The sequence below is a fragment of the Polyangiaceae bacterium genome (assembly GCA_020633205.1).
Taxonomy (GTDB): Bacteria; Myxococcota_A; Polyangia; order Polyangiales; family Polyangiaceae; genus JAHBVY01.
On record JACKEB010000019.1, the window covers coordinates 295,654 to 320,129 of the forward strand.

Consider the following 24,476-nt stretch of genomic DNA (forward strand, 5'->3'; position numbering starts at 1 on the left):
TCCTTGTTGATCACACCGGGTCGAGTCCGAAAGCTCTCAGTACTCGCTCGGCGGCCACAGTTGGGGTCAAGGTGCCCTCTCGGATGCCGCTTTCGACTTCGCTCCGCAGGGCCTTGACCCGGGGGTGTTCGTGCAGCGCGCGCTTCACCCGATCGTCCACCATGGACCACATCCAACGCAGGAGCTGATCCTTGCGCTTGTGATCCAGCTGACCGTTGTCGGTCATGGTCTTTCGGTGACGCTCGATCTCACTCCACAGCTCATCAAGCCCAGCGCCCGTGAGTCCGCTAACGGTCAGCACCGGCGGACTCCAGTCCGCGTCTTTGGGATGCATGATGCGGAGCGCGGCGCGATAGTCGCGCGCGGCCATTTGAGCGCGTTGCTGGTTGTCGCCGTCTGACTTGTTCACGGCGATCAAATCAGCGAGCTCCAGCACGCCCTTCTTGATGCCCTGGAGCTCGTCACCCGCGCCGGGGAGCATCAACACCAGGAAGAAGTCGACCATCTCCGCGACGACGGTCTCGCTCTGCCCAACTCCGACGGTCTCCACCAGCACGACGTCAAAACCCGCGGCTTCACACAACAGCAACGTCTCGCGCGTCGTACGCGTGACACCGCCCAGTGCCTGCCCGGCCGGAGAAGGCCGAATGAACGCCTTGTCCAGCATGCTTAGGCGCTGCATGCGGGTCTTATCCCCGAGGATACTCCCGCCGCTGCGACCGCTGGTCGGGTCCACCGCGAGCACCGCAACAGACAGCCCCGACTCCACCAGCTTGCAGCCGAGCGCCTCGATGAAGGTGCTCTTACCGACGCCGGGCACCCCCGTGATCCCCACGCGGCGCGCGCCCCCGGTGTGAGGCAGGAGCCGGCCAAGCACCTCTTGAGCGAGCTTCTGATGCTCGCTCTTGCGGCTCTCGATCAAGGTGATCGCCCGCGCGAAGCGCGAGAGGTCGCGCTCCAGCACGCCGTTCACGTAGCCGTCTAGATCGAGCTCCGGGCGGCGCTTGGGAGTGGCGACGCTCATAGGTATCAGCTGACTTCTTCGTAGCCCAGGGCGGCGTTCAGCTTGTGCAAGAGCTCAACGGCAGCTTCGGAAATCACGGTTCCGGGAGGAAATATCGCTGCAGCGCCAGCGTCGCGCAGCGCCTGGAAGTCCTGGGGTGGGATCACGCCGCCAACGACGATCAGGATATCGCCACGTCCGAGCTTCTCCAGCTCGGAGCGCAGTTCCGGCACGAGGGTGAGGTGCCCAGCAGCAAGAGAGCTCGCGCCGACGACGTGAACGTCGTTCTCGATCGCTTGCCTCGCGACTTCAGCCGGCGTCTGGAAAAGCGGTCCGATGTCGACGTCGAAGCCAAGATCGGCGAAGGCCGTCGCGATCACCTTCTGGCCACGATCGTGACCGTCCTGGCCCATCTTCGCGACCAAGATACGCGGCCGCCGACCCTCTTTGGCTTCGAAGGCGTCGACCAACGCACTGACCTTGCCCATGGCGTCGCTGCTCTGGCTCACTTCGCTCTTGTATACCCCACTGATGGCGCGGATCTCCGCGGTGTGACGACCCCAGGCTTGCTCGAGCGCCAGGCTGATTTCACCCACGCTTGCGCGCGCTCGAGCGGCGTTCAGCGCCAGCTCGAGCAGGTTGCCCTCGCCGCTCTCTGCGGCCTGCGTCAGCGCCTTCAAGCAGCCCTGGAGCTTGCCCTCGTCGCGCCCGGCGCGTAACCGCCCGAGCTTGTTGATCTGCGCAGCGCGCACGGCGCTGTTGTCGACCTTGAGCACTTCGACCTGGTCCTGCGTTTCCGGGCGGTACTTATTTACGCCGACCAGGGTCTGCGTGCCGGCATCCAGCCGTGCTTGAGTCCGTGCGGCGGCTTCCTCGATGCGCATCTTCGGGATGCCCGCTTCGATGGCCTTGGCCATGCCTCCGCTCTGCTCGACCTCCTGGATGTGCTGCCAGGCACGCTTAGCCAAATCGTAGGTGAGGCGCTCCACGTAGTAGCTGCCGCCCCAGGGGTCGATCACCTTGGTGGTGCCCGATTCCTGCTGCAGGAAGAGCTGAGTGTTACGCGCGATGCGTGCGCTGAAGTCCGTCGGCAACGCGAGCGCCTCGTCGAGCGCGTTGGTGTGCAAGCTCTGAGTGTGCCCCTGAGTCGCGGCCATCGCTTCGAGGCAGGTGCGCGTGACGTTGTTGAACACGTCCTGCGCCGACAAGCTCCAGCCAGAGGTCTGGCTATGGGTACGCAGGCTAAGGCTCTTGTCGCTCTTCGGCGCAAACTGCTTCACCAGCTTCGCCCACAAGAGGCGCGCCGCGCGCAGCTTCGCCACCTCCATGAAGAAGTTCATGCCGATTGCCCAGAAGAAGGACAAGCGCGGCGCGAACGCGTCCACCTTCAGCCCTGCTTCGATGCCGGCACGGATGTATTCGACACCGTCGGCGAGGGTGTAGGCCAGCTCGAGATCCGCCGTCGCCCCGGCCTCCTGCATGTGATAGCCGGAGATGCTGATGCTATTGAACTTCGGCATCCGCGAGGAAGTAAACGCGAAGATGTCGCTGATGATGCGCATCGACGGCTTCGGCGGGTAGATGTAGGTGTTGCGGACCATGAACTCCTTCAGAATGTCGTTCTGAATGGTCCCGCTGAGCTTCTCCGGGCTCACTCCCTGCTCTTCAGCCGCGAGGATGTAGAGCGCCATGATCGGCAGCACGGCGCCGTTCATCGTCATCGACACGCTCATTTGATCGAGGGGGATGCCACCAAACAGCACCTCCATGTCGAGGATCGAGTCGATCGCCACGCCGGCCATACCGACGTCGCCCGCAACCCGGGGATGATCCGAGTCGTACCCACGATGGGTCGCGAGGTCGAACGCCACGCTGAGGCCCTTCTGGCCCGCTGCGAGGTTGCGTCGATAGAAGGCGTTGGAGTCCTCTGCCGTGGAGAAGCCCGCGTACTGGCGCACGGTCCATGGGCGGTTCACGTACATCGTCGGGTACGGCCCGCGCAGGAACGGAGGCGCACCGGGCCAGGTGTCCAGGAAGTCGAGCCCCGCTAGATCGGCCGCGGTGTAGAGCGGCTTGACGTCGATGCCCTCGGGCGTGTGCCAATCGAGAGTGGAAGTCCCTGCTCCGCCAAGCGCACGCTTCGCCGCCTCCGACCAAGCCGTAAAGGCTGAACCTTGATTCCCCGCGGCAGAGCCTTCAGGGTTGAGCGGCAGCTGAGAGAAATCAGGGAGCTTCACGACTTGCCTCCAATCAGCGCGTACGCCGCGTTGAGCTTTTCCAGTACGTCTGCGCCAACGAAGATGAAGTCGTCGACCTGAGCGCCGTCCACACCTTGGGTGTAGTCGCGTTTCTGCGCCTTGGGGTGGCCCGCTAGATACACCCACTTACAGCCGGCGCCGTGGAGCGCCTTGGCGAAGCTCTCGGCGTGCTGTTCGTAGAGCGCGTCGCTCGAACACAGCACCGCGATGCTCGCCTGGCTCTGCTTGAAGGCGCCTGCGCAGGCGTCCGCGTCTAGCAGTTGAGCCTCGGTTTGCTTGTCCGCGCTGAGCAGCGCTTCGATACCGCCCGCCTCGAAGAAGTTCTTGCTGAAGCTCGCGCGCGCCGTGTGCTCTGCGATGGGGCCGATGCACGCAAGGAACACGCGCGGTCGGGCACCGCTGGCCTTCAGGGCCGCGTCGCTCTTGTCACGTAGCTCTTCGAATGTTGAAGCGAAGCGATGCCGGGGGAGCTGGGGGAGCTTCGTCAGTTGAGTGCTCAGCGCGCTCGCCAGTTGCCCCAGGGTGGCCCCTTGCGTCGCTGCATCGAGCCAGCCCCTCACCCCCAAATTCGTGGGGACTTGAAGATCCTTGCGCTCTAGGCGGGCGATGGCGGCTTGGTTGAGCGCTGCCCAGTCGAGCTCTCGCACCTTCACGGGCTTCTCGGCGAGGTTCGGGAACTCGCTCACGCCGGTGATGGCGTCTTTGCGCTTGCCAATGTTGGCGTCCCGCGCTGCGCGAGTGCCAGCGAGGCGCTCTGCCAAGCTACCGCTCTTGGCAAAGGAGAGCAGCCCACCCGCCGCTTCGATCTCCTGAAAGAGTTTCCATGCGGCATTTGCTAGCTCGTCCGTGAGATGCTCCATGGCGAACGAACCGCCCGCGGGGTCGAGCACCTGCGCCAGGTGTGCCTCCTCGAGTAAGACCAGCTGCGTGTTGCGGGCCACGCGCCGCGCAAACTCGTCAGGGAGGCCCAGGGCGGCGGTGTAGGGCAGCAGGGTGACGCTGGATGCACCAGCAACGGCTGCGCTGAAGCCTGCCATGGTGGCGCGTAGCAAGTTGACCCAAGGATCGCGCTGGGTGACGCATGCGTAAGCCATGCGCGCGCCGAGTTGGATCCCCGGGGTAACATCGCTGCTCCCCGCCGCTTCGGCGAACGCCTCACTCACCCGCGCCCAGAGGCGCCGCATGGCGCGCAGCTTGGCAATGTCTTCCAGCTGACGAGGCCCCACGGAGAGCTCGAACCGCAGCTGGCCCAAGGCGGCGGGGAGCGGCAGGCCGGCGCCGAGGAGCGCCTTCACGTAGGTCACGCCGCTGGCGAGCGCACAGGCAAGCTCTTGAGCCTCGCTCGCGCCAGCCTCCACGAAGGGGCGAGTCGACGCCGTGAGCGCGATAACCTTCGGGTAGTGCTCGGCGCAGTGCTTTGCCAAGCTGGCTGCTTGCTCCAGGGCCTCCTCCGGCGAGGTCGCAAGCCAGCCTTCGCTGAGCAACGCAGCCAGTGGATCCGCACCCAGCTCGCCGCGGACCTCCGCGGGGTTACATCCCCGCTGCTCGATCAGCGCCAGATAAAGACTTGCGGCGCTGGCGAAGCTTGGCCCCGCGTCGAGTGCCACGGTGCAGAGCTCCAGTTGCACACCATCCAGGGCGCGCTCCAGATCCGCGAGGCAAGAGATGCTCACCCCTTCGATACCGACGTCCGCGCCGTGCACATCGGGGTCGAGCCCGGCGCGTCCCGCGCGATCCCAACATAGCTCCAAAGACGTCGCTCCGCGCTCGAGCTCGTCCAAGGCGACGCGATTCAGCTCCGCCAGGTCGCCTTCCATCAGACACTGGCGGATGTCCCAGCCACCGGTTGTGTTGCCGAGCGGGGTCGCCCCTCGCACGAAGGGGGGCGCACCGGGGACGCCGCGGCTCGCCTCGTCTACGGGTGCGTTGGCTCTCGCGTAGATCGGCGCCAGCAGGATGCCGTCGTAGGTCCGGCTCTGCAGTCGGTCGAGCGCTTGCCCTTTCAGGCTCGCCTCAGCCAACGCCCGCCACTCACTCTCGGTCAGCGCGGGGAACTCGCTGGCCAGGGAAAGCTCGGTGTCACTCATGGTCGTCTCTCACTCGATTCTGGGCGCGCGTTCCAGGTGCCGCGTGCGGGGCGCTGCATACCACCTCTGGCTCTCGATCGCCACGCTCAGCGCCTGAGGCGCCGTCCTCCGCTTTAATTCCGCGCGGTAGTAGCGGGGTCGGTTTGCCCGCTTCATCCAAGGCGACCAGTACGAAGCGCCCCCGAGTAGCCAGCCAGCGCTCGCCAGACAGCAAATTCTCGGCGATCAGCTGCACGTCGACTGACACGGAGGTGCGCCCAGTAGCGATCACTTCGGCGGTCGCCTCCACCAGATGTCCAACGCGCACCGGCGCTCGAAAGTCGCAGCCGTCGCTGCGGGCCGTGACCACCCGACGCCTCGAGTAGCGCGAAGCAGCGACGAAAGCCGCCTTGTCCATCAGCGCCAACGCCTCACCACCAAACAGGCAGCCCTCGTGGTTGGCCTGCTCCGGGAACACGATGTTTGCCAGGGTCACGCTGGCGCCTTCGACGACGGGCACTGTAAAGAATTCGCACCGGATGGTTCGAAGGAAAAGCGCTGAAAGCGCCAAACTTTGCGATGCATGGTTTGCAAATTTGCGAAGCTTGCTAATCTCCAATGATGTCGAAGCTCTTCGTTGGCCCTCGCTTGCGCCGCCTCCGCGAAGAGCGCGGGCTGACCCAAGCCGCCATGGCCGCGAAGCTGGGGATCAGCCCGAGCTACCTGAACCAACTCGAGCACAACCAGCGTCCCCTGAGCGTCAGCGTGCTGCTGTCACTCAGCGGAACCTTCGGTATCGATCCTCAGGATTTTTCGGGGGAGGAAGAGGCGCGAATGGTCGCGGAGCTCAGGGACGCGCTCGCGAACCTGCCCCCCGCTGCGCAACCGAGCGACTCCGAGCTGCGCGCCTTGGCCGGTGATCATCCCGGCATCGCCCGCGCCTTCGTCGCGCTCTCTTTCCGTTACCGCGAGGCAATACAGCGCGCCGACATCCTGATCAGCCGCGTGCAGAATCGCGACCAGGTGCCACCACCCGAGCTGACGACCCCCTACGAGGCGGTGCGCGACTTCTTCTACGCCAAGCAGAACTACATCGCCGAGCTCGAGACCGCCGCCGAGGACCTCGCCGGCGAGGAAGAGCTCCGACCAGGAGATGTGCTGGACGCGCTGGTCGCGCGGCTGCGCAAGCGCCATGGCGCGAAAGTAGTGATCCAGCGCGAGCGCGGTCCGAGAGCGGCGCGGATTCGTCACTTCGATCGCAGCACCGGGACGCTCGCGCTCCCAGCGCACCTCACGACGGGTCAGCAAGCGTTTCAGGTCGCAACTCAGCTGGCCTTTCTGGAGCTCAGTACGTTGCTCGATACCTTGGCTGCGTCGCCCGGCCTCGAGGATCCCGGCACCCAGGGCCTTGCGCGCATCGGCCTCGCCCACTACTTCGCGGGCGCGCTGTTGTGTCCGTACGATCGCTTCTTGGAGTCCGCCGAAGAGCTGGCCTACGACATCGAGCGCCTAGGCGAGGCCTTTGATGTCAGCTTCGAGACGACTTGCCACCGCCTGAGCACGCTTCAGCGACGCGACCGACGAGGTGTTCCGTTCTTTTTCGTGCGCGTGGATCGCGCCGGAAACATTTCCAAGCGGCAATCCGCAACGGACTTCCACTTCTCTCGCAGCGGAGGCACGTGTCCGCTGTGGGCCGTGTACGAAGCCTTCGCTCAGCCGACACGCACGCTGACGCAGCTCGCGCAGATGCCCGACGGCCGCGTCTACCTCTGGATCGCACGCCGAGTGGGCCACGCACAGGTCGGCTTCGGTGCACCGACCAAGGAGTTCGCCGTTGCCGTGGGGTGTGACGTGCAGCACGCGCACCGCCTGGTGTACTCCCGTGGGCTCGATCTGAACGACCTTGGGACCGCGACGCCGATCGGTGTCGGCTGCAAGGTGTGCGAGCGAACCGAGTGCGCCCAGCGAGCCTTTCCTCTGCTCGGCCGCCCCCTGGCCATCGACGCGGACAGCCAGCCGTTCGCTCCCTATCCGTTCAGGGCCGCTGATCGGCGCACCCCAACATCTCGTTGACAACGTTGAGCATTCCCCAATATGTTGCGCTCATGTTGGTCCTGGGCATTTGCTCAGGCTAAGAGGGAATCCGGCGTCGTGTTTCACGGCGGCAAGCCGGAGCTGCCCCGCAGCGGTAAACGAGAACGAACTCGACCACAGCACTGATCACTGGGTGAACCAGGCGCCGCTCTGAAGAGAGCAGGCGCGCCCTGGCGAGCCCCACGATTGGGAAGCGGTCGACAGTAGGTCAGAGCCACCCGGCTCTCATCGGCGAAGGCCGAAGCTCGTAAGCCCGAAGACCTGCCAGCATCCGACACACAGCAACAGCGTGTCGGTTCCCGGCGCCCCGAGGGAGGGCGAGTCGGAGACTCAAGGGTCACTCGCTTGTAAGCGGGTGAGGTCCGGTGGCTGCGGTTTGTGCAGCGAACACCACGCTTCGTTGACCCGATGACGAACCACTCGCAGTTCCTCGGCAGCGCTCACCAAACGAAGCAGCGGGCAGGCCCCGCTCTTTGGAGGAACAGAGCATGTCAGGCAACGCAGCGTACAGCGACAACACCACGCCCATGCGCGTCACCAAGCGCAACGGCACTTCGGAACCGGTTGACCTCAACAAGATCGTGCGCGCGGTCACGCGCTGCTCGAGCGGGCTCCCCGGAGTGGACCCGATGCGCATCGCCACCAAGACCATCAGCGGTTTGTACGACGGGGCGACGACAGAAGAGCTGGACCAGCTCTCTATCCGCACGGCAGCGTCATTGATGCTCGAGGAGCCCCAGTACTCCAAGCTCGCGGCGCGCCTGCTAGCTGCCTTGGTCGACAAGGAGGTGCGCGCCCTCCGCGTACAGTCCTTCTCACAGTCGATCGCGCTTGGAGTCAAGCTGGGTCTGATCGGTGAGCGCGTGGCGGCGTTCGTGTCTGAAAACGCTCGCAAGCTGGATGACGCGGTGGAAGCCAAACGCGACGAGCTGTTCGAGTTCTTCGGCATGCGGACGCTGTACGATCGCTACCTGTTGCGTCACCCGACTGAGCGCGACGTACTGGAGAACGCTCAGTACTTCTTCATGCGGATCGCCTGTGCGCTGAGCACGAGCGTGCCTGAGGCCATCGAGCTGTATGCGTTGTTTTCTCGCCTGGAGTACCTGCCGAGCTCGCCCACCTTGTTCAATGCCGGGACGCGCCACGAGCAGCTCTCGAGCTGCTTTCTCCTCGATTCTCCGCAGGATCACCTGACTGATATCTACCGGCGCTACGCCGATGTCGCGCAGCTCTCGAAGTTCTCCGGAGGCATTGGCCTCGCCTACCACCGCGTGCGCTCTCGTGGCTCCCTCATCGAGAGCACGAACGGTCACTCGAACGGCATCGTACCCTGGCTGAAGACCCTGGACGCGTCCGTTGCCGCGGTGAATCAAGGCGGCAAACGCAAGGGCGCCTGCTGCGTGTACCTCGAGACCTGGCACGCAGACATCGAAGAGTTCCTGGAGCTCCGAGACAACACCGGCGACGAGGCGCGTCGCACTCACAACTTGAACCTCGCCAACTGGGTGAGCGATCTCTTCATGCGGCGAGTGGAGCAGGACGAGAGCTGGAGCCTGTTCGACCCGAAGACAGTGCCCCACTTGCCCGACCTCTACGGCGAAGAGTTCGAGCGGGCCTACGTCGCTGCGGAGCTTGCGGGGCTCGCGATCAAACAGCTGCCAGCGCGCCAGCTCTACACCCGCATGCTGCGCACCCTCGCGCAAACCGGCAACGGCTGGATGACCTTCAAGGACAAATGCAATCGCGCGTGTAACCAGACGGCGCTGTCTGGCCGAGTGGTGCACCTCTCGAATCTGTGCACGGAGATCATCGAGGTCACGAGCGACGATGAGACCGCGGTGTGCAACCTCGGCTCGCTGAACCTCGCGCGTCACCTGAAAGACACCGACGCCGGCAAGCTCGCCTTCGACTTCGAGAAGCTCGAGCGCAGCATTCGCATTGCCGTGCGGCAGCTGGATCGCGTCATCGACCTCAACTACTACCCAATCCCCAAGGCGCGCGTCTCGAACTTGCGCTGGCGCCCCGTGGGACTCGGACTGATGGGTCTCCAAGATGTGTTCTTCGCCCTTGGTCTGGCGTTCGATAGCGAAGAGGCGCAGGCGCTCTCCCGTCGCATCTCGGAGACCATCTACTTCCAGGCGCTGACCACCTCGAACGCGCTGGCGCGGGAATACGGCGCGCACCCAACCTTTCGCGAGACCCGCGCCGCAAGCGGCGAGCTCCAGTTCGACGCCTGGGGGCTGAGCGACACGGAGCTCAGCTCGCCGGACGCCTGGCGCGAATTACGACGCAGCATCCAGGCCCACGGCCTCAGAAACTCACTCCTCGTAGCCATCGCGCCAACGGCCACCATCGCGTCCATCGCCGGTTGTTATGAGTGCATCGAGCCCCAGGTATCCAACCTGTTCAAGCGCGAGACCCTGAGCGGCGACTTCCTTCAGGTGAACCGCTACCTCGTGGAAGACTTGAAGCGCATCGGCGCATGGACCGACGCGACTCGCGCCGGGCTCAAGCTTTCAGAGGGCTCCATCCAATCCCTGGACGTCCCGAGCGACATCAAGCTGCGTTACCGCACGGCATGGGAACTCCCGATGCGCGCCCTGATCGACATGGCTGCGGAGCGCGGCGCGTTCATTGATCAGAGCCAGTCACTCAACCTATTCGTGGAGAGCCCGAACATCGGTCGTCTGTCTTCGATGTACTTCTACGCTTGGAAGCGCGGCATCAAGACGACCTACTATCTACGCTCCCGCCCAGCGACGCGCATCGCCAAGGCGACCGTGGATGAAGGCACCGCGGATCCTCGCGGAGAGCGAGGCTGGACCCCAGCACCGCCAGCGGTAGAAGCGCAAGATGCTGAAGCAGGCGCCGTCGCGTGTTCCCTGGAGAACCCAGAGACCTGCGAGGCCTGCCAATGAGCCGCGATACTTCCATTGCCCGAAACTCTGCCGCTGTGCTCGAGGTGCGGCGCCCAGCGCGGCTCCTCGATCCGGGCCTGTGCCTCACGTTGCGGCCCATGGGCTATCCAAAGTTCTTCGAGATGTATCGCGACGCCATCAAGAACACCTGGACCGTGGAGGAGGTCGACTTCTCCACGGACCTCGCTGACTTGAGTGGTAAGCTCAGCGCAGGGGAGCGGCACTTGATCGAGCGCCTGGTGGCCTTCTTTGCGACGGGTGATTCCATCGTCGCGAACAACCTGGTGCTGAACCTGTATCGCCATATCAACGCGCCGGAGGCGCGCATGTACCTCTCGCGCCAGCTTTACGAGGAGGCGCTCCATGTGCAGTTCTATCTCACGTTGCTGGATACCTATGTGCCATCACCAGAGGCGCGAACCCGAGCATTTTCTGCCGTGGAAAATATCCCATCGATCCGCGCCAAAGCGGAGTTCTGCCTGAAGTGGCTCGAGACCACGAGCGAACTCCCGCGGCTCAGCACACACAGCGAGCGCCGGCAGTTCCTGCTCAATTTGATCTGCTTCGCGGCTTGCGTTGAAGGTCTGTTCTTCTTCGCCGCGTTTGCCTACGTCTACTTTCTGCGCTCGAAGGGTCTGCTCCACGGCCTCGCCGGTGGGACCAACTGGGTGTTCCGCGACGAGAGCGCCCACATGGCGTTCGCGTTCGAAGTCGTCGCTCAGGTGCGCCGCGAGGAGCCCGAGCTCTTCGACGATCAGCTGGCAGCAGAGGTGAGTCAGATGCTGGAGGAAGCGATCGCGTGCGAGCTGCAGTTCGCCGAAGATTTGTTGACGGGCGCCTCGGGAGTCGCCGGCATGACCACGACGGACATGCGGGCCTACCTCGAGTATTGTGCGGACCAACGTCTCGCCCAGCTCGGCCTGCCGAAGCGCTTCTTCAGCCGGAACCCGTTCCCCTTCATGGACCTGCAAGACGTTCAGGAGGTGACGAACTTTTTCGAGCGCCGCGTCTCCGCCTATCAAGTCGGGGTTACGGGCGAGGTCGAGCTAGACGCTGCTTTCTAGCTGCTCCGCGCGGAGCGTCGCGGCACGACTGGCCTTGGGGCGCGTTTCGTGGTTCTGTTCCCGCCTCTGAAGCGCCCCAAGCTGCAATTCGGCAGTCGGGGGAGTGCCCAGTTCGCTGGGCACTCAAGGGAAGCTGGTGACTCGGCCACGAGCCGAGGAGTCCAGCGCGGAGCCGCCGCCGTAACTCCAAGTACGAAGACTCAAAGAAGCCACTGGCAGCTCGCCCCACGCGAGCACCGGGAAGGCGAGTCAGAGTGAGAGGAGAAGCCGGAAGACCTGCTCGGAGCATCCCGCGAAACGCGAGATGAAACCCCATCGAAGCGCGCGCTCGCTTCCGGAGGTTCCGTGTACAAGTATCTTCCGCAAACGCTCCTTCCGTTCCTCTTCACTCTAGCTGCCTGCGGCGTTCCCGAGCCTCCCGGTTCTACTGGAGGCGTAGACACCCAGGAGACCGAGTGCGGTCGCGGCCTCTTGGTGATTGGTTCCGACTATCAGTCGACGAACGTCTCACTGTTAGATCCCCAAGGCAACGTGCTCAGTAGCTCGTTCATCTCGTCGGCTAGTTCGGGGGTGAGGCTCAACGCTCCACTGAGCGGCGACGTCGTTGCGCCGAGCACGCGCTCAGTAGGCGACCGCGCTGTGCTGCTCGATCGCTACCCCACCGCCGTCATCACCTGGATCGATCTGCAAACCGCCAAGGTCACGGCGCAGCTCGGCATTGGCACGGGCTTCAGCGCGAACCCCCACGACTACGTGGAGCTGAGCCCGGAGCTCGCGGTGGTCAGCCGGTTCGAGCCGAACCCCAACGCAGGCAAGGAAGCCTTCGATGAAGGCAATGACCTCTTGCTCATCGATCCGTCCAAGCCTGCGATCATCGGACGCATCGACCTGACGAGCGCGCTAGGTGCGAACGGCGCTGGCTACTTCCCGCGCCCCGACAAGTTGCGCGTCGTCGGCGATCAACTGTACGTGCTCGCCAGCGCCTACTCCGCCGACTTCAGCGACAGCCTCGAGTCCCGCATCGTGCGCGTCGACCTGCCGAGTCAGAGCGTCGGGGAAGTGCTGACGCTGAAAGGCCTGCATGGCTGCGCCGGGTTGGCTCTATCACCAAGCCAAACAGAGCTCGCCGTGAGTTGTTCTGGGCCGTTTGGGGGTGACGCGATCATCCCTGAAGGCAGCGGCCTCGCGCTGGTGAACATCGACGGCGAGCTCAGCCTCACGCGCAGCATCCCCGCCGGGGAAATCGCGACGGACCCACTGGCCTACTCCCTCGACTACGTCTCCGACGACACGCTGCTCTTCACCACCTTCGGGCGCTTCGATCCCGGCGGCTCGGCACGGCCCGATCGACTGATGCAGCTGAACTTGAACGACTCGAGCACCGAGGAGTTGCTGACGTCTGCCTCGGATCCCTTCACCCTGGGCGATGTGCGCTGCAACGCCGCCTGCGGCAGCTGCTTCCTTACGGATGCGGGTCGCGGCGGAGTGGTGCATCGGTTTGGCTTCGAGGTGGAGAGCGCCGGAGCCCAGCAGCGCCTCGTGCGCCAGGGTCCGCTGACGCTCCAGGCCTCCACCAAGCCCGACAGTCAAATTGGCTTGCCACCGCGCTACCTCGGCGCATTCTGAAGCCTGATGGACGAAGCGAGCACCTGGACACCCCAGTCGCTGCAGGTGCTCGCCGAGGACGAACACTGGGTCGTCATCGACAAGCCATCGGGCCTGTTGGTGCATCCCGGCTGGGCCAAGGAGAAGCCAACCGCGCTTCATTTGGTGCGCGATCGTGTCGGGTGTCATGTGTACCCCGCGCATCGCTTGGATCGCGCGACCAGCGGCGTGCTCGTCTTCGCGAAATCACCCGAGAGCGCGTCCTGCCTGGGTCAAGCCTTCGCAGAGGGTCAGATCAAGAAGCGCTACCTCGCGCTGGTGCGCGGCGAACCGAAGGATCAGCTGATCGATCATCCGCTTCCACGGGGGGAGGACAAGGCCGGGCCGCGCGTCGCCGCGCGCACGCTAGTGCGGCGCCTCAGTAGCGCCACGCTCGAGTGCGAGTTGAACGGCTATCCGGTGCGCTACTCGCTGGTGGAAGCGCTGCCCGAGACAGGCAGGTTGCACCAGATCCGCAGGCACCTGAAGCACGCAGGGCACCCCATCCTGGGGGACGTGCGCTACGGCAAGGGGGACCACAATCGACTGTGCCGCGACCGATTCGGGCTGCACCGACTCGCGTTGCACGCAGCCGACCTGTGGCTCCCTCACCCCCAAACTCGAGTGATCGAACACTTCTCCGCGAAGCTACCGGAGGACCTTGGCTCACCACTCGAGAAGCTAGGCATGAACCTTACGGCGATTCCTCCAGGAAAGGATCCGCGAGCTTCGGGTTCGTGAGCAACGACTCGTCAGTGAGCGCGTTGAGGAAGGCGATCACGTCTTGGATCTCCTGCTCGTTGATCTCGAAGCCTCGCACCAGGCCTGATTTGAGCGGGCTGAGGCGGCCGTCCCCCGCATACGGGCCGCTCTCCGTCACGGTTCCGCCGCGGGAGTAGTGCAAGATCACATCGCGCAGCGTCGGCAAGCTGCCGTCGTGCATGTATGGCGCGGTGAGCGCGACGTTGCGCAAGCTCGACGGGCGAAACATGCCGCGGTCTTTCGGGTTCAGCGTCAGCTCGTAGAGGCCTTGATCGTAGCTCGGGTAGCTACCATCACCTCCGACGTTGTAGAGCCCGTTGTTGAAGAAGGGGTACTGGATGGTGCCGGGCGTGGTGTTGGCGTCGTGGTACGACACGCTGAACAACACGCCGTGGTGGCAGTGAAAGCACTCGAGGCGCTCGCCATTGAACAACGACAAGCCTCGCCGCTGGCTCTCATCGAGAGCGCTCTCGTCACCGTTCTTGTAGCGATCGTAGGCAGAGTCGCCGCTGATGATCGTGCGAACGAAGCTCGCGAGGGCCATCACGACTTTGTTCACCGTCGCACCCGACTCGCTCCTGGGGAAGGCCGCCGTGAAGAGTTCCTGATAGCGCGCATCCCCATCGAAGCGCGCGAGCACCTCATCCACATTGCCGTCGCTCACCCCCAGCTCCACTGGATTATCCGCACGGATAGGCACAGGGATCTGGTCTTCCAGGCTCAAGAGGCCGTTGTTCGACCACGTAAGGGTGCTGTGGTAACCGACGTTGGCGAGGCCGGGGCTGTTGCGATTGAGCGTCTGCCCCGTGGAGCCTTGGGGCAGTCGCAACCCGTCGGCAAAAGCTAGCTCCTGGTGATGGCAGCTCGAGCAGCTCTGCGTCTGATTGCCCGAGAGCCGCTTGTCGTAGAACAGGAAGCGGCCGAGCTTTATCTTCTCTGCGGTGAGCGGGTTCGACTCGGGGATCGCCGGTAGCTCGAAGCGTGGAGGCAGGTCGAGGAGTTCGCGCACGCTGGCGCCGCTGTCGTTCTTGTCGTCGCTCGAGCACCCAGCGAACGCCGAAGCGACCAGCAGCGCAGCAGCGACGCGCCTCATTTCATTCCGAACACGGTGTTGAGCTTGGAGTCAGCGACCCCGGTATCAAGACTCAGCCCGAGCTTCGGGAAGATCGCAGCGCAGTCCGTCTGCGACGGCATCGAGTGGCACGCGACTCCCGGGCCTTCCCCGATCACTTCCTTCGTCTCGCTGTCCAGGATCGGTACGCGGAAATCCTGCCCTTCGAACACCTTGCGCACGTCGATGGTCACGACCGACGAATCGAGGTTGAAGTCACCGAGGCCCACACCGGGCGTGTTGACGAAGCTGCAGCTATCGCGATCCGAGAGCGCGCTGCCGCCCATGGGACCGCAGTCGCGGCTACCGACGTGGACATACGCATCGCCATTGCCATCGCTCGCCTCCACCGCCGCATTGAGCACGAAGTGGCGGTAGCCCGAAGCCCAGTTCCAGTACATCTCGTTGAGGGGGGAGGGCGCGCTCTCCTCGGTGTTGACGGCGATCACCTCCTTCATCAGCTGCTGAGGAACGCCCACATCGAAGACGACGCTGCTCACCTTTTCGGGGAACGTCAGGCCCGTGATCGCGCTGTTGGTGCGCGCCGTACCTTCGGCGAACGCGACCGAAGAGCTCGTACAGCTCCCCTCGGTGTTGCCGGTCAAGTCGATGAGCACGACTGAGCCGGAGTCGCTGACGTACTGAAACTCGTTCTCGTCGAGCTCCATTTCCACGGGGTCTCCCGCCTCGGTGTAGAAGCGGATGTTACTCACGTAGAAACGTAGGTCGCTGACACCAACCTTCACGTCGCCCGTGGTTCCGAGTCCAGACATCTGGTCCGTGCAACCAACCGGTTGATCACCATCCACTGCGGCGAAGCTGAGGGCGAAGGCAGACTGCGCGGGAGCGGCCTCGCCGTCGTCGTCACTCCCGCAGCCCGCGAGGAGCAGAGCGGAAGCAGCCAGGAGGGGGAGAGTAACGGAGGGTGTAACACGATTTTTCATAGGCGTGTCACCAGGGTATACTGGGGTCCAAGGTTTGGTCGAGCGGCAGTTTGTCGCGACGCGCGCGGGCCCCATCGCGGCGCTGACGCCACGCTGGCTTTTCCCCGAGGAAGTCACAGGCTCGGCTCGCCAACGGCGGAAGCGTGCGAAATCTTTTCGGAGGAGAAATCCGAGTCGATACGGAGCGGCGTACTGCAAACCCATGAAAATGGGCTCCCCTCGCCTTCGCCGCTCCGTCGCGGCTGACTACTCGCCGACGGCGGGCTTCAGCACCGGGTAGCGAACCGGGCGCGGACCGGCGGGGCGCACAGCGCACTTGCTAATGCTTGGACCAACCAGGCCAGGCATGCTGCCGAGCAGCGCGAAGAACTCGTCGCGAGCTGCGCCGGTGAGGCGCTCGGAGCAGAGCCGAGCGACGTGGGGGTTGCGACGCGCTTGTCGCACCATTTGAGCCACGCGCGGGGTGACCTGGGTGGAACAACGAGAGCAGAGCTCGTTGTCGAGGTGACGGGTGGCCAGGCAAACCGAACAACGGCCAACCTGCGCGAGTGGGGTGTTGGGGTCGAATGCAGCCATGCAGGGCTCCTGACACGCTCGAAGGGCCTCGGCCAAAACTTCGACTTTGTTAAGGATTTTGCCGTCGGCCCTTAACTTCAATAAGTCCCCAACATGTTGGGGTATGGATCTCGCTCACCCCTAGATGCACGACACGCGAGCGATACATTCCTGCGCGGAAAGAATTTTCCACCTGGACTTAGTCTGACCCCTAGCCGCGAGGAAATGACTTGCGTGCGCGCTGTAATTCTCGGAGGGCAGCTCAGGAAAGCACCCACACCGAGCCTGCGCGCTACGTCCGGAGCAAGCCCAGTGCCTCGTGAATCACCAGATCCATACGCCACAGCGCATCGCTCGAGGGCAGCACCTTCCAGCTCAACGCCGACTCGTAGGCAACGGGGAAGGGCGTCACCTGAAGTCCTTCCTCACGGAAATAAGCTTCGGCGCGCTTCATATGGGTCGCGCTGGTCACCAGCACCACCTGCTTGACCTCTGGGTGTCCGTCCAAGATGCGCTTGCTGTTCTTGGCGTTGTCCCGCGTCGAGTGCGCATCAGGATCGAAGAGGATGCGATCCCGTGGCACGCCGAGCTCTACCAAGAGGTCCGCCATGCCATCCACGTACTCCTGATGGATCCCCGTCACGACCACCCAGCGAAAGCCGTGTTCGCGATAGGCGCGCGCCGCTCCGATCAGCCGTCCCTGGGTCACGCCATCCAGCGTCTCCGCGTCAGGCACCCAGGAGTACACGTTGCGTGAGCCGCCGGAGAGCACGACCAAGGCTCGCTCATCGGCCGGTGCGTGCAACGCCTGTCCCAAATTCACTGGTGGTGGCTGCAGACGGCGCAAGCACAGGCTCGCCATCCAAGGGCTGCTCATCAGCCACAGCGACGCCACACCGCACCACGCGGCAACCAGCGCGATACGCTGCGCCTTGGCCGACTGCTTCCAAGAAGCGCGCGTCAGCCAGGTGAGCGGGACAATTCCCAGCACCAGGCCAAGCAGCAGCGGATCGAAGAGGCGGGACAGCACCCGTGGAAGCTTACATACGGCGCGCGGCAATCAAGGCCGCGCTACGTCAGCCTAAAAGGTCGAGCTGTTGATCACCAAGTGGAGCCCAATCGCCACGGCGTACCCAAGCGCGATCACCGGCGTCCACTTGAGGTGTGCGGAGAACGTATAGGCGCCGCGGCTCTGACCCATCAGAGCGACGCCCGCAGCGGAGCCGACGCTCAGCAAGCTGCCGCCGATGCCGGCGGTGAGCGTGACCAAGAGCCACTGCCCGATGCTCATCTCCGGATGCATGGAGAGCACCGCAAACATCACAGGGATGTTGTCGATCACGGAGCTCAAGACGCCAACTCCCACGTTCGCCTTGGTGGCGCCGAGGCTGTGGTACATGAACCCGCTCATCACGTCGAGGTAGCCCATCAGGCTCAGGGCCCCGACGCACATCACGACGCCATAGAAGAAAATCAGCGTGTCCCACTCGGAGCGCGCGAGGTGACCGTAGACGTCGAAGGGCATGAAGGAGCCCATCTCCTGGTTGGCCTTCACCTCGTCTTCGCTCATCTGGTACTTGTTCGCGATGTACTCGGTCTTGTAGCTCCGCTTCAGGTAGTGCCCAAAGAAGCCGAGGTACGCCATGCCTGCGAGCATGCCCATCACGGGAGGCAGGTGGAATGCCGAGTGGAAAACCACCGCGGTGATGATGGTGAGGATGAACAGTCCGACGATGCGCAGCGCACCGCGCTTCATCATCACGTCTTCACCCGTGGCCTCAGGCACGCGGTTTGGCACGGTGAAGCTCATGATCGCCGCGGGCAGCACCCAGCTGACGAGGGACGGCGGGAACAGGCGGAAGAAGTCGTAGATATGTACAACGCCCTTCTGCCAGACCATCAACGTCGTGATGTCGCCGAACGGGCTGAACGCGCCACCCGCGTTGGCCGCGACGACGATGTTCGTGCAGGCGGTCGCCACGAAGCGCCTGTCGTCGCCCGCAACCGCGAGCACCACCGCACACATCAAGAGGGCGGTGGTCAGGTTGTCCGCGATGGGCGAAATACAAAACGACAGCGCGCCTGTGAGCCAGAAGCCTTTCCGCAGGGTAAATTTGCGACGAGACATCCAGGAGCGCAACGCGTCGAACACCCGCCGCTCTTCCATCGCGTTGACGTAGGTCATCGCGACCATCAGAAAGAGCATCAGCTCGGCGTATTCGAGCAGGTTGTGTCGCGCGGCTTCTTCAACGACCTCTGGCTTGCCGTGGCCGTGGTAAGCGATCGCCGTCAGCACCCACATGATCGCCGCAGCAGCGAGCACTGGCTTGCTCTTCAAGAGGTGCGTGCGCTCCTCGAAGACGACGAGGAGGTAGCCGATGACGAACACCGCCAGGCCCACGTAGCCCGCCCAGTGGGTGGTGAGGTTCAGACGATCCGCGGCGTCCACCGACGCCAGAAGTAAGCCAGACATAGAGAGCGCCAACACAACGGGCCGCTCTAGGCGCGGCCAAGCGCGGCGGGCGTATCACATCGCGAGGCGCTTGGGAGGGCCGCGATGGATGCGAGCCGTGGGAGGTTTGCGGGGGTGAGGATGATTTGGTACGCACCGCTGCTTACTGAGAGCGCGGGGGCGCGCTCACGAGGGACCGACATGAAGCGATTTGCAGCAGTATTCTCAGCGGTTTGTGGCCTTGCTCTGGTTCAAGGTTGTAGCTCGGACGACGACAACGGCGGGAGCGGTGGTAACGCCGGCAGCGCCGGGACCGCTGGCACTGGCGCTCAAGGTGGAACTGGGGCGCAAGGCGGCACGGGCGCTCAGGGCGGAACCGGAGCGCAGGGCGGTACGGGAGCGCAGGGTGGAACCGGAGCCCAGGGCGGCACGGGAGCGCAGGGCGGAAGCGCGGGCGTCGGCGGCAGCGCGGGCGCGAGTGGTAGCGCAGGGACCGGCGGCAGCGCGGGCGCGAGCGGAAGCGCGGGTGCTGGCGGAACTGCGGGTGGAACCGCGGGGAGCGCTGGGACCTCGGGCGGAACGGCGGGCGCTGGCGGCGCCGGCGGCACCTCCGGAGGCACGGGTGGAACTGGGGGCGCGACGATCATCCCGGGGGAGACGTGCACGGACGCGCCGGATCTCACTGCTGGTGGCACCGTGATGGGCGACACGACGAGTGCGCTCCAGAATAGCATCAACCCTGGCGGTCGCCCCAACTGCCCGATTGGTCTCACCAGCGGGAAAGAGCATGTCTTCAGGCTCAGCCCGAGCGTGCTTACTCAGTACCTCGCAGTCGTCACCCCCGGAGTCACATCTCAGTATGACCCGTCGCTTTACGTGCTCAAAGGATGCTCTGATATGGACGGGTGCATTGCTGGCACTGTGCTCAACGGTGCCGGCGAAGCCGAGACACTCGACTTCATCGTTGGCGGAGGCGAGACAGCGTATCTCATCGTGGATGGCGAATCGACAAGCGCTCCTTTCGTTTCCGAGGGGAGCTATACCTTGACCGTGTCAATCCAATAGCTAACGCCCCAGCTTGAGAACATAGAATCGTTCGGGTCCCGTCTGAACTTGCCCCGCCCCGAGGTCGATCACCGGAACCGTTGTTGTCCCAGTCAACACGCTTTCGCCATCCGCGGTTGCCGAGACTCCCAGCACGAATCCGCGCGGACCTCCCACCGCGCGATGCCAGAGAAGCTGACCGGCACTGCCAAGGCGCTCAAGGACGCCAACATCAGGGCCAATTGACTCTCCACCAATATCCGCAGTGCTCGTTGTGAGAGTCCCGACGATCGCACCACCCGTAGAATCAACGCTGAGCTTGGTGGGTAGACGACCAGGAAGGGCGACTAGCCACTGTACCGCTGGGTTCAACTGAGGAATGAGGCGAACCACAAAGCCAGTCGGCTCCGTGGTGGGTGGGAGCGGTCGGTTGGCTATGACCACTGTCCCCGTATAGTATCCGCCGATTGCGATGACTCCTGCCGAGTCGACCGAAATGTCCTCCACTTGCACCACCGCGCCCGCTCCTCCGAAAAGGGTGGAGGCCACGTACTGCCCGTCTGGGTCTAACTTGACGAAGTATCCATCACGGAACTGCGGGGTCCGATTGCCCGCCCCGAAATCGATCACGTCCTGAGCCGTGCCGACAACAATCACGTTCCCCAAGGCATCTACAACGACGCCTCTCGCAAAGTCCTCATGCGGACCCGAGAAGTTTCGAGCCCACAAAGCGTTGCCATCGGGAGCGAACTTGACGACGAACGGGTCGTACGCATCGGATACAATAAGTGTGTCGGCCCCATAGGTCGTCGTTGCGTTTAGTCGACCACAGACAACGATGTTGCCGGAAGGGTCCGCTGCGAGAGCGACGTATTGGGGACCGGTACTTAGCTGGAATGAATTTGATACGATGCCGGAGGAGTCGATGCTTGCAACGAAGTAGCCAGTGGCGAGCTGGCCGGCCCCAAGGTTCACAGGAGCTCCTACATACCCGAGGATGTATGTTGTCCCATTCGGTGCAACCGAGATATCAATGATGGTGTCATCCTCGGAAGAAGCGATCGGCGTCACCCAATCAACGTCCCCGGAGGGTTGGATCGAGGCAACAAACGCATCTTCCTTGGCACTGGTAGGTACTAGAAACGGGCCCGACGCGATTTCGCCCTCGTACACTGCCGCCACAACCACCCCACCATCTCCGCGAGCGGACTGGACTGGCTTGGTTCCACCACTCGCCAGCCCCCAAATCCCGCACTCGAACCCATCACAGTTTTCGTCCTTGTCGGGAACGGAGCAGTCTTCAACTGACGGGAGCACCTCATTCGTGCACGCGCCCCACGTACCGTCGTTTCCGCACTTTTGAGTTCCTTCAACACAGATCCCCTTGTTGAGGGTTGCTGGTTCCCCGGTGTAGCAACTCTGGGTAGCCATCGGGGCGCACTCGGGACTGCCTCCCGCCCCGCCGCTGGTTCCGCCCGCGGAACTCCCGCCGCCACCCGCGCCCGCACCTCCGACAGACGAACCTCCCACGCCACCGGAGTTCCCGCCAAGTCCGCCCGCCGCACCGACGCCAGAAGTTCCACCCGTGCCATCTGCAGCTTTGAACTCGTCGAGGCCAATGAGGCTGGAGCAGGCAGTACCCAAAAGACTAGCAACACCCAGTGCCAGTGCCGTGCGACCTTGAAGCATCAGACCTGTCTACCTCGCGCGGGGCGGACGCAAGAGCGCTTCGTGCTGCCGTACGGTCGGGTGGCGGGTCACTTCACTTTGAAGCTGCCATTGAGCTTCAAATCTCGTGAACTGAAGCCGACGTCGACTTGATAGTCCAAGTCTTCCAGTACCCAGCCTGCGCTCGCTGTGTCCCAGTAGCGCAGGCTTTCTTTCGGGAACTGCAGCTCCACTTGCACTGACTGCCCCGCAGGGACTTCCACGCGCTGGAAGGCTTTCAGCTCACGCTGGGCGCGCTCCACGGCTGAACCTGGGTACCCGACGTACGCCTGGATCACCTGTGCGGCGTCCACGCTGCCGGTGTTCTTCAAGCTGACGGTCAGCGCGACCGCACCCGGGTTGGTCGATACCTGGAGGTCGCTCAGCTCGAAGCTCGAGTAGCTCAGGCCGTATCCGAACGGATATTGCACCTCGAGTCCGTCGTGATCCAGCTGACGGTAGCCGTGGAAGTAGCCGTAGTCGACGCTGAGGGCCTGGTTATCGAAGGGCACCAGGTCTTGCTCCTTGAGGGGAACACTCAGGGGCAGCTTGCCGCTCGGGCTGAAGTCGCCCCACAGCATTTCCGCCAGGGCGGTGCCGCCGTTCATGCCGCCGTACCAGGCCATGACGAGCCCATCGACTTGGGCAACCCACGGCGCGACCGTGATCGCGGAGCCGCCTTCCAGGACCACGATGGTGGTCTCTACCAGCTCACTCACGCGGGTGATCAACGCCTGGTGCTCCGCGGACAGCCCTAGTGTCTCGCGATCGCCACCGGGGCGCCCGGGGATCGACTCCCCTTCGTCTTCCTTGGTGAGGCCCACGACCACGATCGCGATCTTTGGCGCGCCAAGCGCCGTTTCGTCCTCCGTGGTGAGCACATCGTGATCGATGTGGAGCGGCGCGCCTTCGAGCCGCGCGGAAATACCTGCGAGGGGCGTCACGACATCCAAGGGGTCGTTGTTGCTGCTCCCGGCGTCCCCGAGGTTGATGGCGTCGCTCAAGCTGCCGATCACAGCGACCTCTCCGGGAGTGGGGTTCTTGAGCGGTAGCGCGGCGTTCTTGTTCTCGAGCAGCACCAGGCTCTGGCGGGCGACCTGCAGCGCGAGCGCGCGGTGCTCTGGGCTGGCGACGACGCTCTCTGGGACTTGCTTCGGCTGATCGAGCTTGAACGTCAGCTTGGTGCGCAAGATGCGGCGCACGGCTTCATCCACCAGCTTGGCGTCGAGGCTTCCGTCGTTGACGCCATCGATCAGTTGCTTGCCATAGATGTTGTCCTTGGGCATCTCGATGTCGAGACCGGCTTGCAAGGAGGGCGCCGTGTAGTGAGTGCCGAACACCCAGTCGCTCTCCACGAAGTATTTATAGCCCCAGTCGTCGCGTAAGATTTCGGTGAGCAGGTGGCGATTTTCCGCGCAGTATTCCTGATTGAGCTTGTTGTAGGCGCTCATCACGCTGCCGACGTTGGCTTCCTTCACCGCGGCTTCGAAGTGCGGGAGGTAGATCTCTCGTAGCGTGCGCTCGCCCATATTCGCGGACACTTCGAAGCGCGACTCCTCGATGCTGTTGGCTGCGAAGTGCTTGGCGCTCGCTAACACGTGCTGCTGCACGCCCTGGATGAAGGCGACCCCCATGCGGCCGAGGTGGTGCACGTCTTCGCCGTAGGTCTCTTGAGCGCGACCCCAGGCAGGGTGACGCAAGATGTTGATTGTCGGTGCGAGCAGCACGTTGGCGCCGCGAGCGGCGGTCTCCGCGCCCATGGCTTCACCCACCCGGTACTCAAGCTCGATGTCCCAAGTCGCGCCCCGCGCCATGCCAACGGGGAACGTCGTGGTTTGCCCCACCGCGACGCCGCGCGGACCATCTACCATGCGGAAACCAGGGATCCCCAGGCGCTCGTTGTCCGCCGTCGGATACACCTTGTCGGCGGCGAAGAGCACCGTGCCGTGCATCTGCGCGACCTTCTCTTCAAGGCTCATCTGACCGAGCCAGTCGTTGACTCGAGACTCGATGGCGGGATCTAGCCCCGTGTCGTCCGGCTGCTTCACGACTTCTGCATCCTCTCCACAGCTGGCGAGCAAGACAGCGCCCAGGAAGCCTCCAATCAGCGACCTCGAAACGCGCCTCACCCCCAAACCCACTGCGTGCGTATCCCAGCGCCCCATACGCCTGAGCGTAAAGGAACACTTGAGTGACGGCTGAGCTAACTGCGCCAAGCGCAACTTGGTGTATGCGGAAGGGATGGACGACCGGGAGCGCTGGAACCAACGGTATGCCGACGGCAGCCACACCGGCGGCACGCCCCACAGCTGGGCGCTGGAGTGCGCGGATGCCTTGCCCAAGCGCGGGCGCGCGCTCGATCTGGCTGGGGGAGCGGGCGCTCTGGCGCTGTGGCTAGCGACGCGCGGACTCAGCGTCACGCTGGCGGACGTCTCCGATCGCGGGCTCGAGCTCGCCAGTCAGCGAGCGGCCGAGGCGGAGGTGAGTTTGCGCTGCGAACGCATCGACCTGACGGACCCGGTGGAGCGGGAGCGCCTAGGGAGCGGTTGGGACCTGGTCACGTGCACGAACTACTTTCAGGCCGAGCTGTTCCCGTGGATCGCCGAGGTGCTAGCGCCCCAGGGCTTGTGCTTGTTTGCCCAACCGACGCTGAAAAATCTCGAACGCCATGCCCGGCCGAGTGCGCGTTTCCTTGTCGATCCACTGAGCCTCGATGCGTGGCTCGGTGGCCTGCAGGTCCTGGAACGTTACGAGGGCTGGACAGCAAGCGGGACCCACGAGCTGCGTTTGCTCGCCCGCAGGTCGCACTGACCGACCAATCAGCGACTTCCCAACGGATCGCTCGCTGAGTAGA

At 64.0% G+C, this 24,476-nt stretch carries 18 protein-coding genes and 2 riboswitches; of the genes, 7 read left to right on the forward strand and 11 right to left on the reverse strand.

The genetic code is table 11. The features are described from left to right. Nucleotides 1–10: 10 nt before the first annotated feature. The 4 genes from meaB to H6718_30975 are packed head-to-tail and all read right to left on the reverse strand — an operon-like array spanning nucleotide 11 to nucleotide 5,817. A complete protein-coding gene (gene meaB, locus H6718_30960; GenBank protein ID MCB9589876.1) occupies nucleotides 11–1,024 on the reverse strand; it encodes a methylmalonyl Co-A mutase-associated GTPase MeaB in 1,014 nt (337 codons plus the stop codon). A 5-nt stretch (nucleotides 1,025–1,029) separates the two neighbouring features. Then, nucleotides 1,030–3,216, reverse strand: a complete 2,187-nt coding sequence (scpA, locus tag H6718_30965) for a methylmalonyl-CoA mutase (protein ID MCB9589877.1) — start codon at nucleotides 3,214–3,216, stop codon at nucleotides 1,030–1,032. A 20-nt stretch (nucleotides 3,217–3,236) separates the two neighbouring features. After that, the gene (locus H6718_30970) at nucleotides 3,237–5,348 is read right to left on the reverse strand and encodes an acyl-CoA mutase large subunit family protein (GenBank protein ID MCB9589878.1); all 2,112 of its coding nucleotides are present in this window, start codon (nucleotides 5,346–5,348) and stop codon (nucleotides 3,237–3,239) included. Continuing rightward, complete coding sequence (locus H6718_30975) at nucleotides 5,341–5,817, reverse strand: acyl-CoA thioesterase (protein MCB9589879.1); 477 nt, start codon at nucleotides 5,815–5,817, stop codon at nucleotides 5,341–5,343. Before H6718_30975 ends, H6718_30970 begins: the two co-directional genes overlap by 8 nt. Before the next feature lie 131 nt (nucleotides 5,818–5,948). Here H6718_30975 and H6718_30980 point away from each other — a divergent pair, with 131 nt between their 5' ends. The 5 genes from H6718_30980 to H6718_31000 all read left to right on the forward strand — a co-directional run bounded on the left by H6718_30980 (nucleotide 5,949) and on the right by H6718_31000 (nucleotide 13,788). Further along, nucleotides 5,949–7,400, forward strand: coding sequence for a DUF2083 domain-containing protein (locus H6718_30980; GenBank protein MCB9589880.1), 1,452 nt, complete (start codon nucleotides 5,949–5,951; stop codon nucleotides 7,398–7,400). Nucleotides 7,401–7,419: 19 nt separating this feature from the next. Beyond that, nucleotides 7,420–7,705: riboswitch (cobalamin riboswitch) on the forward strand. Between the two features lie 204 nt (nucleotides 7,706–7,909). Beyond that, nucleotides 7,910–10,339, forward strand: coding sequence for a ribonucleoside-diphosphate reductase subunit alpha (locus H6718_30985; protein MCB9589881.1), 2,430 nt, complete (start codon nucleotides 7,910–7,912; stop codon nucleotides 10,337–10,339). Next, a complete protein-coding gene (locus H6718_30990; protein MCB9589882.1) occupies nucleotides 10,336–11,403 on the forward strand; it encodes a ribonucleotide-diphosphate reductase subunit beta in 1,068 nt (355 codons plus the stop codon). The genes H6718_30985 and H6718_30990 overlap by 4 nt, the downstream gene beginning before the upstream one ends. Nucleotides 11,404–11,487: 84 nt before the next feature. Next, a riboswitch (cobalamin riboswitch) is annotated at nucleotides 11,488–11,702 on the forward strand. Between the two features lie 46 nt (nucleotides 11,703–11,748). Further along, a complete protein-coding gene (locus tag H6718_30995; GenBank protein MCB9589883.1) occupies nucleotides 11,749–13,029 on the forward strand; it encodes a hypothetical protein in 1,281 nt (426 codons plus the stop codon). Nucleotides 13,030–13,035: 6 nt separating this feature from the next. Next, complete coding sequence (locus H6718_31000; protein MCB9589884.1) at nucleotides 13,036–13,788, forward strand: pseudouridylate synthase; 753 nt, start codon at nucleotides 13,036–13,038, stop codon at nucleotides 13,786–13,788. Here H6718_31000 and H6718_31005 read toward each other — a convergent pair. From H6718_31005 to nhaD, 5 genes are all read right to left on the reverse strand, one after another. After that, on the reverse strand, nucleotides 13,742–14,902 hold the full coding sequence (locus H6718_31005) for a di-heme enzyme (protein MCB9589885.1): 1,161 nt from the start codon (nucleotides 14,900–14,902) through the stop codon (nucleotides 13,742–13,744). The genes H6718_31000 and H6718_31005 overlap by 47 nt on opposite strands. Beyond that, a complete protein-coding gene (locus tag H6718_31010; protein MCB9589886.1) occupies nucleotides 14,899–15,864 on the reverse strand; it encodes a metallo-mystery pair system four-Cys motif protein in 966 nt (321 codons plus the stop codon). The genes H6718_31005 and H6718_31010 overlap by 4 nt, the downstream gene beginning before the upstream one ends. 246 nt (nucleotides 15,865–16,110) lie before the next feature. Then, entirely contained in the window at nucleotides 16,111–16,440 is a 330-nt protein-coding gene (locus H6718_31015) for a hypothetical protein (GenBank protein MCB9589887.1), read from the reverse strand. A gap of 271 nt (nucleotides 16,441–16,711) precedes the next feature. Continuing rightward, nucleotides 16,712–17,449, reverse strand: a complete 738-nt coding sequence (locus H6718_31020; protein MCB9589888.1) for a YdcF family protein — start codon at nucleotides 17,447–17,449, stop codon at nucleotides 16,712–16,714. Nucleotides 17,450–17,500: 51 nt separating this feature from the next. Further along, complete coding sequence (nhaD, locus tag H6718_31025; GenBank protein ID MCB9589889.1) at nucleotides 17,501–18,892, reverse strand: sodium:proton antiporter NhaD; 1,392 nt, start codon at nucleotides 18,890–18,892, stop codon at nucleotides 17,501–17,503. A gap of 180 nt (nucleotides 18,893–19,072) precedes the next feature. Between nhaD and H6718_31030 the strand changes: the two genes are divergently transcribed. Then, entirely contained in the window at nucleotides 19,073–19,936 is an 864-nt protein-coding gene (locus H6718_31030; GenBank protein MCB9589890.1) for a hypothetical protein, read from the forward strand. Here the strand turns inward: H6718_31030 and H6718_31035 are convergent, their stop codons facing one another. Then, nucleotides 19,937–21,604, reverse strand: coding sequence for a hypothetical protein (locus tag H6718_31035; protein ID MCB9589891.1), 1,668 nt, complete (start codon nucleotides 21,602–21,604; stop codon nucleotides 19,937–19,939). Between the two features lie 68 nt (nucleotides 21,605–21,672). After that, the gene (locus H6718_31040; GenBank protein MCB9589892.1) at nucleotides 21,673–23,787 is read right to left on the reverse strand and encodes a glycoside hydrolase family 3 C-terminal domain-containing protein; all 2,115 of its coding nucleotides are present in this window, start codon (nucleotides 23,785–23,787) and stop codon (nucleotides 21,673–21,675) included. Between the two features lie 76 nt (nucleotides 23,788–23,863). Here H6718_31040 and H6718_31045 point away from each other — a divergent pair, with 76 nt between their 5' ends. Further along, nucleotides 23,864–24,433: a methyltransferase domain-containing protein gene (locus tag H6718_31045; protein ID MCB9589893.1), complete on the forward strand. Its 570-nt coding sequence runs from the start codon at nucleotides 23,864–23,866 to the stop codon at nucleotides 24,431–24,433. Nucleotides 24,434–24,476: the final 43 nt, after the last annotated feature.